The organism is Pseudomonas sp. ZL2 (assembly GCF_054788455.1).
On the sequence record NZ_JBGOGX010000011.1, the window covers coordinates 121,732 to 136,032 of the forward strand.

The window sequence follows — 14,301 nt, forward strand, 5'->3', positions numbered from 1 at the left end:
GCGGCAGGTTCGCAATTGAGCGAAGCTTTACAGTCGACCCAAATCGTTGATCAGGGCAAGCAACATCACCCCGACTACCAAACTGATACCGATCTGGATCCCCCAACCTTGCACCCGATCCGAAAGCGGACGACCACGCGCCCACTCGATCAGGTAGAACAGCAAATGCCCCCCATCCAGTACAGGAATGGGCAGCAAATTAAGAACCCCCAGGCTAATGCTCAGGTAGGCGAGGAAATTCAGGAAATCCCCAACACCGGACTGGGCCGAAGCGCCCGCCACTTTAGCAATGGTTATCGGTCCGCTCAAGTTTTTTACCGAGAGCTCGCCGAACAGCATTTTCTTCAGCGATTCCAGGGTCAGGACACTCATGTTCCAGGTCCGCGAAAGCCCCTCCCCTACAGCCTCGAGCGGCCCGTAACTGACTTCGCGAAGCATGGCATCCGGCCACTTCACCGCTTTGACCCCGGCACCGAGATAACCCGTGGCCGATTTGCCTTCACCGCGACTGGCCAACGTCACCGGCAGCTCCAGCGGCGCCCCGTCACGCTCGATGCGCAGGACGATCTTGCTGCCAGCCCGGCCACGTACGGTATCGACCACTTGCTGCCAGTTGTTCAGCGCCTGGCCATCGAGCGCCAGCAAACGGTCACCGGTTTTCAACCCGGCAGCATTTGCTGGCCCCTTCGGGTCGAGTTCAGCCAGCACCGGCGGCAATACCGGGCGCCACGGGCGTAAGCCCAGCGAGCGAATCGGGTCCGGATCGTCGGCGCCCTTGAGCCAGTTATTGAGGGTCAGCACGTGCGGGCTGTCAACGGACGCGCCCTCCTCGCGCACACTGATGTGCAACTGGCCGCTTTCACCCAGACGGCGGATCAGTTGCAGGTTGACTGCCGCCCAGCCACTGGTTGGCTTGCCATCAATGGAAACAATTTCCTGGCCAGCTGTGAGCCCGGCCACTTCGGCGATACTCCCCGCCTCGACCGCACCGATGACCGGACGCTCCTGCTGGGTGCCGACCATGGCCAGGACCCAGAAGAAGAAAAACGCCAGGAGAAAGTTGGCCACCGGGCCCGCGGCAACAATCGCGATGCGCTGGCGCACGGACTTGCGGTTGAACGATTGCTCGACCTGATCGCGCGGCACCTCGCCTTCGCGCTCGTCGAGCATCTTGACGTAGCCGCCCAGCGGAATGGCCGCCACCACGAACTCCGTGCCATGGCGGTCATGCCAGCGCAGCAGCGGCATGCCGAAACCGACGGAGAAACGCAAAACCTTGACGCCGCAACGCCGGGCCACCCAGAAGTGACCGAATTCGTGAAAGGTGACCAGCACACCCAATGCCACCAGGGTGCCGATAATCATGTAGAGCGCACTCATGTCTTTCTCCGAATGACGTTCAGCGGCACCGGGCCTGACGCACTGATGCGCCAGGCCTCAGCGACCGTGATGAGCCAACCATTGTCCGGCCAGTTGCCGCGCACGCTGATCAGCGGCAAACACCGCATCAAGCGACTCGACGGCAACCACCGGCTCCTGATCGAGCACTTGTTCGATCATACTCGCGATCTCGGGGAAGCGGATGCGCCGCTGGAGAAATGCCTCCACCGCCACTTCGTTGGCCGCGTTGAGCATGGCCGGCGCGCTGTTACCCGCCTCGGCCGCCTCACGGGCCAGGCGCAGGCAAGGGAAACGCTGCTCGTCCGGCGCCTTGAAGTCCAGCCGGGCAATCGCGAACAGGTCCAGTGGCGCCACGCCTGAATCGATACGCTCCGGCCAAGCCAGAGCATTGGCGATCGGCGTGCGCATGTCCGGATTGCCCAACTGGGCCAGCACCGAACCGTCGACATAATCGACCAGCGAGTGGATCACACTTTGCGGGTGCACCACCACCTCAACCTGGCTCGGCCGGGCATCGAACAGCCAGCAGGCCTCGATCAGCTCCAGGCCCTTGTTCATCATGCTCGCCGAGTCGACCGAGATCTTGCGGCCCATGGACCAGTTCGGGTGGGCGCAGGCTTGCTCGGGACTGACATCCACAAGCTCGGCCATCGGCGTTTCGCGAAACGGCCCGCCAGAGGCGGTCAACAGGATACGGCGCACGCCAACCTGAGCCAGGCCGCGGGAGTAATCACCCGGCAGGCACTGGAAGATCGCATTGTGCTCGCTGTCGATCGGCAGCAGCACCGCACCACTGCGACGTACCGCCTGCATGAACAAGGCGCCGGACATCACCAGCGCTTCCTTGTTGGCCAGCAACACCTTCTTGCCCGCCTCGACTGCCGCCAGGGTCGGGCACAGGCCCGCAGCGCCGACGATCGCGGCCATCACGGCATCCACCTCGGCAGCTGCGGCCACCTGGCACAAGCCATCTTCGCCAACCAGCACTTCAGTGGCCAAGCCGGCTGCCGCCAGGCCTTCACGCAGTTGCTGCGCAGATTCGGCTGTCGGCACCACGGCAAACACCGGGGTATGGCGCACGCACAGGGCCAGCAGCTCTTGCAGGCGCGAATAACCGCTCAGGGCGAACACCTGGTAACGATCCGGATGGCGGGCAATCACATCGAGGGTGCTCAGGCCGATGGAGCCAGTCGCACCCAGCACGGTAATACGTTGCACGCCGCTCACATCGCGCCCCAATTGGCTGCCCAGAGCAGCACGGCAAACACCGGAATAGCCGCGGTGAGGCTGTCGATACGGTCCAGCACGCCACCGTGGCCGGGCAGCAGATTACTGCTGTCCTTGATCCCCGAGCGGCGCTTGAACATGCTTTCGGTCAGGTCGCCAACCACCGACACCAGCACCACCACTGCAGCGCCGAACAGGCCAAGCATCAGCTCGCCTGCGCTCCAGTCACGGTAGATACCCACCGCAGCGGTGATGACCAGACTCAGGACCAGGCCGCCATAGACGCCTTCCCAGCTCTTGCCCGGGCTCACTTGCGGGGCCAGTTTGCGCTTGCCGAAGGCGCGGCCGGAGAAATACGCACCGATGTCCGCCCCCCAGACCAGCACCATGACCGCCATGATCAGCCAGTTGCCCAGCGGCCACTGCTTGAGCAGCACCAGGCCTTGCCAGGCCGGCAGCAGGATCAGCAGCCCGATCAGCAGGCGGCAGGCAGCACTGGCCCACAGCTCGCTGCTGCGCGGATAGGTGAGCACCAGCCAGGTGGCCAGCCCCCACCACAATACCGACGCGCCCAGCACCCACGGTGCCAGGTCGGGCATCAGGTAGAGCAGCATCAGCAGCCCGGCGACGACCGCCGCATAGGCTACCCGCAGGGATTGCGCGACCAGGCCGGCCAGGCGTGCCCATTCCCAGGCGCCCAGGGTCACCACCACACCGATGAACAGGGCAAAATCGCCACCGTTCAGCAGGAAGAAGCCACACAAGGCGATCGGCAGCAGGATCAGCGCAGTAATGATGCGTTGTTTAAGCATTAAGCACGGGCTCCAGCTTCGACCTGCTCGCTGGTTTTCCCGAAGCGGCGCTGGCGCGAAGCGAAATCGGCCAGCGCGGTGCGCATGGCCTCGTGTTTGAAGTCCGGCCAGAACAGGTCGGAAAAGTACAACTCGGCGTAGGCCAGCTGCCACAACAGGAAATTGCTGATGCGGCGCTCACCACCGGTACGGATGCACAGATCGGGCAGCGGCAGGTCGCCTGTGGCCAGGCAGGTCTGCAGCAGCTCGGGGGTGATATCGTCCGGACGCAGGTGACCGGCCTGGACTTCCCGCGCCAGGCGCTGGGCGGCCTGGGCGATATCCCACTGACCGCCATAGTTGGCGGCGATCTGCAGGATGAAGCGGTTGCTGCCAGCGGTCAGCGCTTCGGCTTCACGCATGGCGGCCTGCAGCTCAGGGTGAAAGCGCGAGCGGTCACCGATGATGCGCAGGCTGATGTTGTTGTCGTTGAGGCGCTTGGCTTCCCGGCGCAAGGCCGAGAAGAACAGCTCCATCAACGCCCCGACCTCTTCAGCCGGGCGCTGCCAGTTTTCACTGGAAAAGGCGAACAGGGTCAGCACCTCGACCTTGGCCTCGGCGCATACCTCGATGACCGCGCGCACCGCGTCCACACCGGCCTTATGCCCGGCGACACCGGGCAACAGGCGCTTCTTCGCCCAGCGATTATTCCCATCCATGATGATCGCGACATGGCGCGGCACCGATGGGGACACACCTTGCTTGGTCTTTTCCATTGAAAAAAGTCCCGACCCTTAAACGGCCATCAGGTCCTTTTCTTTCTGCTTGACGGCAACTTCGATCTCAGCCACGAATTTGTCAGTCAGCTTCTGGATTTCGTCGGCGGCACGGCGTTCGTCGTCTTCGCTGATTTCCTTTTCCTTGACCAGATCCTTGAGCTGGCTCAGTGCATCGCGACGGATATTGCGCACGGCAATACGGCCATCTTCAGCGGCGTCACGAGCCTGCTTGGTGAAACCCTTGCGGGTCTCTTCGGTCAGCGCCGGCATGGTGATCAGCAGCAACTCGCCCAGGTTGGTCGGGTTGAGGTTCAGACCCGCACTGCCGATAGCCTTGTCGACAGCGCCCAGCATATTGCGCTCGAACGCCACGACCTGCAGGGTACGGGCATCTTTCACGGTGATGTTGGCCACTTGCTTGATCGGCGTATCGGCACCGTAGTAAGGAACCATCACACCTTCCAGAACGCTAGGATGCGCCTGGCCAGTACGGATTCGGCTGAAAGCGTGCGCCAAGGACTCCAGCGACTTTTGCATGCGCTCTTGAGCGTCTTTCTTGATTTCGTTGATCATTTTTGAACTTCCTCGATCAGAGTTCCTTCAGCGCCGCCATGCACGATGTTCAGCAGGGCGCCGGGCTTGTTCATGTTGAAGACGCGCAGCGGCATCTTGTGGTCGCGGCACAGGCAGATTGCCGTCAGGTCCATCACGCCCAGCTTGCGATCCAGCACTTCATCGTAGGTCAGATGATCGAACTTCTCGGCATGCGGGTCTTTGAATGGATCTGCAGTGTATACACCATCGACCTTGGTTGCCTTCAATACCACGTCGGCATCGATTTCGATGGCGCGCAGGCAAGCGGCGGAGTCAGTGGTGAAGAACGGGTTGCCGGTACCGGCAGCGAAGATGACCACTTCTTTCGAGTTCAGGTGGCGCATGGCTTTGCGGCGATCATAGTGATCGGTCACGCCTACCATGGAGATGGCCGACATGACGATCGCGGTAATGTTCGCCCGCTCCAGCGCATCGCGCATGGCCAGGGCATTCATTACGGTCGCCAGCATGCCCATGTGGTCGCCAGTGACGCGGTCCATGCCGGCTGCACTGAGCGCCGCGCCACGGAACAGGTTGCCACCACCGATCACCAAGCCTACCTGAACACCAATGCCGACCAGTTGGCCGACTTCCAGCGCCATGCGATCCAGGACCTTGGGGTCGATCCCGAACTCTTCCGAGCCCATCAGGGCCTCGCCGCTAAGCTTGAGTAGAATGCGTTTATAGCGAGCTTGATAACCACTGCCCTGCTGAGCCATTGCGAATCTCTCCTGCGGCGTTTGTAAAAAAATCTGGCGGGCTGTTTTCAGCCTGCGCGTAACTCTAGCGTGGCGCAGCTACTGCGCCAGCGAAAGGCGGTCTCGTAAACCGCTCCCGCTTTGACAAAGAGGCTGCGCGCGTGAGCGGGCAGCCTCTTCGGGGCGACAGAGGTGAATCTGTCTTATTGCTTGGCAGCAGCCAGCTGAGCGGCAACTTCTTCAGCGAAGTTGTCGACCGGCTTCTCGATGCCTTCGCCTACTTTGAAGTAGGTGAAGGAAACGATTTCAGCGCCAGCTTTCTTGGCCAGCTCACCGACCTTGATTTCCGGGTTCATGACGAACGCTTGCTCGACCAGGCTGGCTTCGGCCAGGAACTTCGAGATACGGCCTTTGACCATGTTCTCGACGATGTTCTCAGGCTTGCCCTTGATCTTCTCTTCGTTCAGGGTCAGGAAGACGTTCTTCTCGCGCTCGATCGCTTCAGCCGAAACTTCCGATGGCAGCAGGAACTCAGGGTTGCTTGCAGCCACGTGCATGGCGATTTCTTTGGCCAGCTGGACGTCGCCGCCCTTCAGGACAACAGCAACACCGATCTTGTTGCCGTGCAGGTAGGTGCCGACAACGTCACCTTCAACGCGCACCAGGCGACGGATGTTGACGTTCTCGCCAACCTTGGCAACCAGGGCTTCACGAGCCGATTCGCGGGAAGCGATCAGCGGAGCCGCGTCAGTCAGCTTCTCGGCGAAGGCTTGCTCAACGCTTTCGGCTACGAAGGTTTTGAAGTCGTCTTGCAGGGCCAGGAAGTCGGTCTGCGAGTTGACTTCCAGCAGAACGGCGGACTTGTCGTCGGCCTTGATGGCGATAGCGCCTTCAGCGGCAACGTTGCCGGCCTTTTTAGCGGCCTTGATGGCGCCCGAAGCGCGCATGTCGTCAATGGCTTTCTCGATGTCGCCGCCGGCCTTTTCCAGGGCCTTTTTGCAATCCATCATGCCTTCGCCGGTACGCTCACGCAGTTCTTTGACCAGCGCTGCAGTAATTGCTGCCATTTCAAATTCCTCTTGGATAGGTTTTCAACCATTCCACCCGATACTTGACGGGCGTTCAATTCTGTAAATCCACTTACCAGCACTCATGCAGTAACAAGATTGCAACGGCGATGCTGACAAGAGGATTTCAAGGTGGCAAAAAGGGGGCAAAGCCCCCTTTTCGCGTGCCGAGTAGACGCTAAGCGTCAGCTACTCAGGCTTCGGCAGCCGGTGCTGCTGCTTCTTCGGCGTACACTTCGGTACCGCCAGCAACGTTGTTGCGGCCACGGATAACGGCGTCAGCCATCGAACCCATGTACAGCTGGATAGCGCGGATGGCGTCATCGTTACCTGGGATGATGTAGTCAACGCCTTCTGGGCTGGAGTTGGTATCGACAACGCCGATGACCGGGATGCCCAGCTTGTTGGCTTCGGTGATAGCGATGCGCTCGTGGTCAACGTCGATCACGAACAGGGCATCAGGCAGGCCGCCCATGTCCTTGATACCACCCAGGCTGCGATCCAGTTTTTCCAGATCGCGCGAACGCATCAGGGCTTCTTTCTTGGTCAGCTTGGCGAAAGTGCCGTCTTCGGACTGGACTTCCAGGTCGCGCAGACGCTTGATCGAAGCACGGATGGTCTTGTAGTTGGTCAGCATGCCGCCCAACCAGCGGTGATCGACGTACGGCGAACCGCAACGTGCTGCTTCTTCAGCAACGATCTTGCCAGCGGAACGCTTGGTGCCGACGAACAGAATCTTGTTTTTGCCCTGGGCCAGGCGCTCTACGAAGGTCAGTGCCTCGTTGAACATTGGCAGGGTTTTTTCAAGGTTGATGATGTGAATCTTGTTACGCGCGCCGAAAATGTACTTACCCATTTTCGGATTCCAGTAACGGGTTTGGTGACCGAAGTGCACACCGGCCTTCAGCATATCGCGCATGTTGACTTGGGACATGATAGTTCCTTGATAAGTCGGGTTGGGCCTCCACGTATCCCAATGACCAACCCGCGACCCTAAGATCGAAGGCACCCAGGTCATCGTGTCGACACGTGTGTGGGTTTAGTGCTTCCGGAGCTATCCCCGGAAAGCGGCGCATTTTATACCACAGATGCCCGCCAAGCGAAACCCGAATTACCATAGAACGTCACAGGCTTTTGCACACACCGCCCATTCGCGCCAGAATGGCCCTTATATAAAGGCTGTATCAGCGCCATAGCCGCCTGAATCGGGCATGGCTCTGTTAGAATCCGGCCTTTCCCCAGATTATTCGCGCCTTGCTGCGCCGTAGAGAGCCTGTAATGACCGTTACCATCAAAACCGCCGAAGACATCGAAAAGATGCGCGTCGCCGGCCGCCTGGCCGCCGAAGTCCTGGAGATGATCGAAGAGCACGTCAAGCCCGGTGTCACCACCGAAGCGCTCGACCGCCTGTGCCACGACTACATCGTCAACGTCCAGAAAGCGATCCCGGCGCCACTCAACTACAAGGGTTTCCCCAAGTCGATCTGCACCTCGGTCAACCACGTGGTCTGTCACGGCATCCCCGGTGACAAACCGCTCAAGGATGGCGACACCCTGAACATCGACGTCACGGTGATCAAGGACGGCTACCACGGCGACACCAGCCGCATGTTCCACGTCGGCAGCGTGCCGGTGTGGGCCGAGCGCCTGTCCCAGGTCACCCAGGAATGCATGTACAAGGCCATCGAACTGGTCAAGCCGGGCTGCCGCCTGGGCGACATCGGTGAAGTGATCCAGAAGCACGCGGAAAAGAACGGCTTCTCGGTGGTGCGCGAGTTCTGCGGCCACGGCATCGGCAAGGTGTTCCACGAAGAGCCGCAGATCCTGCACTACGGCCGCGCCGGCACCGGCATGGAGCTCAAGGAAGGCATGACCTTCACCATCGAGCCGATGATCAACCAGGGCAAGGCCGACACCAAGGTGCTGGGCGACGGCTGGACCGCCATCACCAAGGACCGCAAGCTCTCGGCCCAGTGGGAGCACACCCTGGTGGTAACCGCGACCGGTTACGAAATCTTCACCCTGCGTAAAGACGACACCATTCCCCGCACATCGGCCTGACTCTTACAGGAAAGCCTCTCGATGCCCCAGGTGGATCCCGAGCTGTTCGATCGCGGCCAGTTCCAGGCGGAACTGGCCCTCAAGGCAAGCCCCATCGCTGCCTTCAAGAAAGCCATCCGCCAGGCCGGCGAGGTGCTCGACAACCGTTTTCGCAGCGGTCGCGAGATCCGCCGGCTGATCGAGGACCGCGCCTGGTTCGTCGACAACATCCTGCAACAGGCCTGGAATCAGTTCACCTGGAGCGAAGACGCCGATATTGCCCTGATCGCCACCGGCGGTTACGGGCGCGGCGAGCTGCACCCCTACTCCGACATCGACCTGTTGATTCTGCTCGACAGCGCCGACCATGAAGTCTTTCGTGACTCGATCGAACGCTTTTTGACCCTGCTCTGGGACATTGGCTTGGAAGTGGGCCAGAGCGTGCGCTCAGTCGATGAATGCGCCGAACAGGCCCGCGCCGACCTGACGGTTGTCACCAACCTGATGGAAAGCCGCACCATCGCCGGCCCCGAGCACCTGCGCCAGCGCATGCTCGAGGTGACCAGCACCGCGCACATGTGGCCGAGCAAGGAATTCTTCCTGGCCAAGCGTGCCGAGCAAAAGGCCCGGCACCACAAGTACAACGACACCGAGTACAACCTGGAGCCCAACGTCAAGGGCTCACCGGGCGGGCTGCGCGACATCCAGACGGTACTGTGGATCGCCCGCCGCCAATACGGCACCCTCAACCTGCATGCCCTGGCCGGCGAAGGCTTCTTGCTGGAAAGCGAGAACAACCTGCTGGCCTCGTCCCAGGAGTTTCTCTGGAAGGTGCGCTACGCCCTGCACATGCTGGCCGGGCGCGCCGAAGACCGCCTGCTGTTCGATCACCAGCGCAGCATCGCCGCCCTGCTCGGTTTTGGCGACGAGAACCCCAAGCGCGCCATCGAACAGTTCATGCAGCAGTACTACCGGGTGGTGATGAGCATCGCCGAGCTCAGCGACCTGATCATCCAGCACTTCGAAGAAGTCATCCTGGACGACGACAGCGGCAGCGCCCAGCCGCTGAATGCGCGCTTCCAGCTCCACGACGGCTATATCGAGGCAGTGCGCACCAACGTTTTCAAGCGCACGCCGTTCGCCATGCTGGAAATCTTCGTGCTGATGGCCCAGCACCCGGAAATCAAGGGCGTGCGCGCCGACACCATTCGCCTGCTGCGTGAACACCGGCACCTGATCGACGACGACTTTCGTAACGATATCCGCAACACCAGCCTGTTCATCGAGCTGTTCAAGTGCGAGATCGGTATCCACCGCAACTTGCGACGAATGAACCGCTACGGCATTCTCGGCCGCTACTTGCCGGAGTTCGGCCTGATCATCGGGCAGATGCAGCACGACCTGTTCCACATCTATACAGTCGATGCGCACACCCTGAACCTGATCAAGCACCTGCGCAAACTGCAGTACACCCCGGTTTCGGAGAAATTCCCGCTGGCCAGCAAGCTCATGGGCCGCTTGCCCAAGCCGGAGCTGATCTACCTGGCCGGGCTCTACCACGACATCGGCAAGGGCCGCCAGGGCGACCATTCGGAGCTGGGCGCAGTGGATGCCCAGGCCTTCTGTGCACGCCATCAGTTGCCGAGCTGGGATAGCCGCCTGATTGTCTGGCTGGTGCAACATCACCTGGTGATGTCGACCACTGCCCAGCGCAAGGACCTCTCCGACCCGCAAGTGATCCACGACTTCGCCCAACTGGTCGGCGATGAAACCCGCCTGGACTACCTCTACGTGCTGACCGTGGCGGATATCAACGCCACCAACCCGAGCCTGTGGAACTCCTGGCGCGCCAGCCTGCTGCGCCAGCTCTACACCGAGACCAAGCGCGCCCTGCGCCGCGGCCTGGAAAACCCGCTGGACCGCGAAGAACAGATTCGCCAGACCCAGGGCGCGGCCCTGGACATCCTCATTCGCGAGGGCACCGACCCGGACGACGTCGAGCAACTGTGGTCGCAGCTGGGCGATGACTACTTTCTGCGCCATACCGCCGCCGACGTCGCCTGGCACAGCGATGCCATCCTTCAGCAGCCGGCCGATGGCGGACCACTGGTACTGATCAAGGAAACCACCCAGCGCGAGTTCGAGGGCGGCACCCAGATCTTCATCTATGCCCCCGACCAGCACGACTTCTTCGCCGTGACCGTGGCGGCCATGGACCAGCTCAACCTGAACATCCATGACGCGCGGATCATCACCTCGAGCAGCCAGTTCACCCTCGACACCTATATCGTGCTCGACAACGATGGCGGCTCTATCGGCGACAATCCCGTGCGGGTCAAGCAGATTCGCGACGGCTTGACCGACGCCCTGCGCAACCCCGACGACTATCCGACCATCATTCAGCGCCGGGTACCGCGCCAGCTCAAGCACTTCACCTTTGCCCCGCAGGTGACCATCCATAACGATGCCCAGCGCCCGGTGACCATCCTCGAACTCAGCGCCCCCGACCGCCCCGGCCTGCTGGCGCGGATCGGCAAGATCTTCCTGGAGTTCGACCTGTCGCTGCAAAATGCCAAGATTGCCACCCTCGGCGAACGGGTCGAAGACGTGTTCTTCATTACCGACGCCGACAACCAGCCCCTGTCCGACCCGCAACTGTGCAGCCGCCTGCAGGATGCGATCGTCGAGCAACTGCGCGTCGACCAGGCGACCGGGGTGCCTTTGACCCGCCTGACCATTTGACCGTTTGACGAGACCTTGCGCCGATGAACAATGCTTTGAACCAGCTTCAGCCCTACCCGTTCGAGAAACTCCGTGCGCTGCTCGGCAGCGTTCAGCCAGCAGCGGACAAACGCGCCATTGCCCTGTCGATCGGTGAACCGAAGCATGAGTCGCCGGCCTTCGTCGCCCAAGCCCTGGCCGACAGCCTCAAGCAGATGGCCGTGTACCCGACCACTGTCGGCCTGCCGGCCCTGCGCCAGGCCATTACCCGCTGGTGCGAACAACGCTTTGGCGTGCCGGCCGGCTGGCTGGATGCCGACAAACACGTGCTGCCGGTCAACGGCACCCGTGAAGCGCTGTTCGCCTTCACCCAGGCCGTGGTCAATCGCAGCGACGACGGCCTGGTGATCAGCCCCAACCCGTTCTACCAGATCTACGAAGGCGCAGCCCTGCTGGCCGGCGCCACCCCGCACTACCTGCCGTGCCTGGACAGCAACGGCTTCAACCCGGATTTCGACGCGGTGTCGGCCGAGACCTGGCAGCGCTGCCAGATACTTTTCCTCTGCTCCCCAGGCAACCCCACCGGCGCCCTGGTGCCGATGGAGACCCTGAAAAAGCTGATTGCCCTGGCCGATCAGTACGATTTCGTGATCGCCGCCGACGAGTGCTACAGCGAGCTGTACTTCGACGAGCAAAGCCCGCCGCCGGGCCTGCTCAGCGCCTGCGTGGAACTGGGCCGCAGCGACTTCAAGCGTTGCGTGGTGTTCCACAGCCTGTCCAAGCGCTCCAACCTGCCGGGCCTGCGCTCAGGCTTCGTGGCCGGCGACGCCGAGATCATCAAGCCGTTCCTGCTCTACCGCACCTACCACGGCTGCGCCATGCCGGTACAAACCCAGCTGGCGAGCATTGCCGCCTGGAACGATGAAGAACACGTGCTGGCCAACCGCGACCTGTACCGCGAAAAGTTCGATGCAGTACTGGCGATCCTCGCCCCGGTACTGGACGTTCAGCGTCCGGACGGCGGCTTCTACCTGTGGGCCAAGGTGCCAGGCGATGACGCCGCGTTCACCCGTGACCTGTTCGAAGCCCAACACGTGACCGTGGTGCCGGGTTCGTACCTGTCGCGCGAAGTGGATGGCGTCAACCCGGGTGCCGGGCGGGTGCGCATGGCATTGGTAGCGCCATTGGCCGAGTGTGTAGAAGCAGCCGAGCGGATTCGCGCGTTCTTGCAGAAGTAAACGGCCCCATCGCGGGGCAAGCCCGCTCCCACAGATGATGGTAGGAGCGGGCTTGCCCCGCGATGCTTTACTTCACCGGCCCCAGATTCGCCTCACTCATGTCCAGCTCCCCCAGCACCTGACGCACCACGTCATCACCGATCTGATGCTGGCGATGCAGGTTGTACAGCTCCAGACGCTGGGCCCGCAGCGCGCGCAGGCGCAAGCGCCGTTCGAGTTGGTCCATTTGCGCGGCCAGGGCCTGGGCTTCGGCGCTGTCGTTGAAGGTATCGAGCTGATGCCGGTATTCAGCCATCAACCGCGCCTTGAGTTCAGCCGCCAGCGCTGCCTGGGAGGCATCCAGCGGGGTACCGGCCTCGGCCAGATCTTCTGCCTCAAGCGCGTGAATCGCCGCCTCGGCCGTGCGTCGCCAGGCCTCCTGGGCTTCCTGGCGCAGGGCGTCATCCGGGCTTTTGGTGACACCGCGCAACAGCAGCGGCAAGGCGATGCAGGCGGCGACCAGCGACAGCAGAATCACCCCGGCAGCGATGAAAATCAGCAGATCGCGCTCCGGGAAGTCCTTGCCGGCGCTGATCAACAGCGGCACCGACATGACACCGGCCAGGGTCACTGCCCCGCGCACGCCGCCGACGGTCAACAACCAGCAGGAACGGGCGTTGGGTACCAGCACCAGGTCTTCTTTGCCGCGCCAGCGGCGGATCACGCCAATCAGGCGCCAGATGCTCTGCACCCAGATAAAGCGCAGGGCCAGCAGTACCGCAAAGATCGCCACTACATCCAGGCAGCGCCATAGCAAGGTCGGCCACAGCGAGGCTTCGTGACTGGTCACCGCCTTGATGATGTCGGGCAACTGCAAGCCCAACAACAGAAAGATCAGACCGTTGAAAGCGAACTCCAGCAGCGACCAGACGCTGCGGTTGAGCAGGCGCGTGCTGGTCTGCCGGGGCAGCAGGTCGAGCCAGCTCTGCATCATCCCCGCCGCTACTGCCGAGAGAATGCCGGAGGCACCCAGGCGCTCGGCCAGCACATAAGCGGCAAACGGCAGCAGCAACATGAACACGACATGGGTGGCCGGGTCATCCCAGCCGCGGGCGATCATCCAGGCGCGCAGGCGGCCGACCAGCCAGCTCAGGGCCACACCGATGGCCAGGCCACCGACGGCGACCAGCACGAAGGTCAGGCTGGCCTCGGCCAGGGAGAACACGCCGGTGATTGCCGCCGCCAGGGCGAACTTGAAGGTCACCAGGCCCGAGGCGTCGTTCATCAGCGCCTCGCCCTGGAGCATGTGCATCAGGGGCGTCGGCAGGCGGTCCTGGGTGATTGCCGAGACCGCCACGGCGTCGGTGGGCGACAGTACCGCCGCCAGGGCAAAGGCCACCGGCAGAGGAATGCTGGGCAGGATCCAGTGAATGAAATAGCCGGCACCTACTACGGTAAACAGGACCAGGCCGACCGCCAGGGTCAGGATCGGCCCGCGTAGCCGCCAGAGGTCGCGCTTGGGCATCCGCCAGCCATCGGAAAACAGCAGCGGTGGCAGGAACAAGAACAGAAACAATTCCGGGTCCAGGGCCACGTGCAGGCCCAGGGTCGGCCACGCCAGCAAGGCGCCAGCGGCAATCTGTACCAGCGGCAGGGGCAGCGGGATCATCCGCCCGACCAGTTTGGAAACACTCACCAGCATCAGCAGGATGAGAACGGTGTAGGCTGATTGCATTCAGCGAGTCCTGTTCAATTCAAACGCATTC

The 14,301-nt window shown here is 62.0% G+C and carries 12 protein-coding genes; 3 read left to right on the top strand and 9 right to left on the bottom strand.

Annotated elements, in window-relative coordinates:
* Nucleotides 1–27: 27 nt before the first annotated feature.
* The 8 genes from rseP to rpsB form a co-directional block, all read right to left on the bottom strand.
* Nucleotides 28–1,380, bottom strand: coding sequence for an RIP metalloprotease RseP (rseP, locus tag ABM562_RS11530; protein ID WP_115088381.1), 1,353 nt, complete (start codon nucleotides 1,378–1,380; stop codon nucleotides 28–30).
* Nucleotides 1,381–1,437: 57 nt separating this feature from the next.
* Nucleotides 1,438–2,628, bottom strand: coding sequence for a 1-deoxy-D-xylulose-5-phosphate reductoisomerase (gene ispC / locus ABM562_RS11535; protein WP_460422024.1), 1,191 nt, complete (start codon nucleotides 2,626–2,628; stop codon nucleotides 1,438–1,440).
* Nucleotides 2,625–3,440, bottom strand: coding sequence for a phosphatidate cytidylyltransferase (locus ABM562_RS11540; RefSeq protein ID WP_115088383.1), 816 nt, complete (start codon nucleotides 3,438–3,440; stop codon nucleotides 2,625–2,627). Before ABM562_RS11540 ends, ispC begins: the two co-directional genes overlap by 4 nt.
* Nucleotides 3,440–4,195, bottom strand: a complete 756-nt coding sequence (uppS, locus tag ABM562_RS11545) for a polyprenyl diphosphate synthase (RefSeq protein WP_115088384.1) — start codon at nucleotides 4,193–4,195, stop codon at nucleotides 3,440–3,442. The genes ABM562_RS11540 and uppS overlap by 1 nt, the downstream gene beginning before the upstream one ends.
* Before the next feature lie 18 nt (nucleotides 4,196–4,213).
* Entirely contained in the window at nucleotides 4,214–4,771 is a 558-nt protein-coding gene (frr, locus tag ABM562_RS11550) for a ribosome recycling factor (protein ID WP_038996742.1), read from the bottom strand.
* Complete coding sequence (gene pyrH, locus ABM562_RS11555) at nucleotides 4,768–5,511, bottom strand: UMP kinase (RefSeq protein ID WP_038614006.1); 744 nt, start codon at nucleotides 5,509–5,511, stop codon at nucleotides 4,768–4,770. The genes frr and pyrH overlap by 4 nt, the downstream gene beginning before the upstream one ends.
* 182 nt (nucleotides 5,512–5,693) lie before the next feature.
* Nucleotides 5,694–6,557, bottom strand: a complete 864-nt coding sequence (gene tsf / locus ABM562_RS11560; RefSeq protein ID WP_115088385.1) for a translation elongation factor Ts — start codon at nucleotides 6,555–6,557, stop codon at nucleotides 5,694–5,696.
* Between the two features lie 193 nt (nucleotides 6,558–6,750).
* Nucleotides 6,751–7,491 (bottom strand): 30S ribosomal protein S2, encoded by a 741-nt coding sequence (rpsB, locus tag ABM562_RS11565; protein WP_115088386.1) that lies wholly within the window; start codon nucleotides 7,489–7,491, stop codon nucleotides 6,751–6,753.
* Nucleotides 7,492–7,835: 344 nt separating this feature from the next.
* On the opposite strand from rpsB, the gene map reads away from it, so the two are divergent.
* Genes map through dapC form a run of 3 tightly spaced genes read left to right on the top strand, consistent with a single transcriptional unit; the run spans nucleotide 7,836 to nucleotide 12,556 of the window.
* A complete protein-coding gene (map, locus tag ABM562_RS11570; protein WP_115088387.1) occupies nucleotides 7,836–8,618 on the top strand; it encodes a type I methionyl aminopeptidase in 783 nt (260 codons plus the stop codon).
* Nucleotides 8,619–8,639: 21 nt separating this feature from the next.
* Entirely contained in the window at nucleotides 8,640–11,339 is a 2,700-nt protein-coding gene (locus tag ABM562_RS11575; protein ID WP_115088388.1) for a [protein-PII] uridylyltransferase, read from the top strand.
* A 23-nt stretch (nucleotides 11,340–11,362) separates the two neighbouring features.
* Nucleotides 11,363–12,556, top strand: a complete 1,194-nt coding sequence (gene dapC, locus ABM562_RS11580; RefSeq protein WP_115088389.1) for a succinyldiaminopimelate transaminase — start codon at nucleotides 11,363–11,365, stop codon at nucleotides 12,554–12,556.
* A gap of 67 nt (nucleotides 12,557–12,623) precedes the next feature.
* Here the strand turns inward: dapC and ABM562_RS11585 are convergent, their stop codons facing one another.
* A complete protein-coding gene (locus ABM562_RS11585) occupies nucleotides 12,624–14,270 on the bottom strand; it encodes a Na+/H+ antiporter (protein WP_134064016.1) in 1,647 nt (548 codons plus the stop codon).
* Nucleotides 14,271–14,301 lie beyond the last annotated feature (31 nt).

Bases quoted from the DNA above. Each gene is read 5' to 3' on its own strand.
- rseP (WP_115088381.1), bottom strand. From the start codon at position 1,380: ATGAGTGCGCTCTACATGATTATCGGCACCCTGGTGGCATTGGGTGTG.
- ABM562_RS11540 (WP_115088383.1), bottom strand. From the start codon at position 3,440: ATGCTTAAACAACGCATCATTACTGCGCTGATCCTGCTGCCGATCGCC.
- uppS (WP_115088384.1), bottom strand. From the start codon at position 4,195: ATGGAAAAGACCAAGCAAGGTGTGTCCCCATCGGTGCCGCGCCATGTC.
- frr (WP_038996742.1), bottom strand. From the start codon at position 4,771: ATGATCAACGAAATCAAGAAAGACGCTCAAGAGCGCATGCAAAAGTCG.
- pyrH (WP_038614006.1), bottom strand. From the start codon at position 5,511: ATGGCTCAGCAGGGCAGTGGTTATCAAGCTCGCTATAAACGCATTCTA.
- tsf (WP_115088385.1), bottom strand. From the start codon at position 6,557: ATGGCAGCAATTACTGCAGCGCTGGTCAAAGAACTGCGTGAGCGTACC.
- rpsB (WP_115088386.1), bottom strand. From the start codon at position 7,491: ATGTCCCAAGTCAACATGCGCGATATGCTGAAGGCCGGTGTGCACTTC.
- map (WP_115088387.1), top strand. From the start codon at position 7,836: ATGACCGTTACCATCAAAACCGCCGAAGACATCGAAAAGATGCGCGTC.
- ABM562_RS11575 (WP_115088388.1), top strand. From the start codon at position 8,640: ATGCCCCAGGTGGATCCCGAGCTGTTCGATCGCGGCCAGTTCCAGGCG.
- dapC (WP_115088389.1), top strand. From the start codon at position 11,363: ATGAACAATGCTTTGAACCAGCTTCAGCCCTACCCGTTCGAGAAACTC.
- ABM562_RS11585 (WP_134064016.1), bottom strand. From the start codon at position 14,270: ATGCAATCAGCCTACACCGTTCTCATCCTGCTGATGCTGGTGAGTGTT.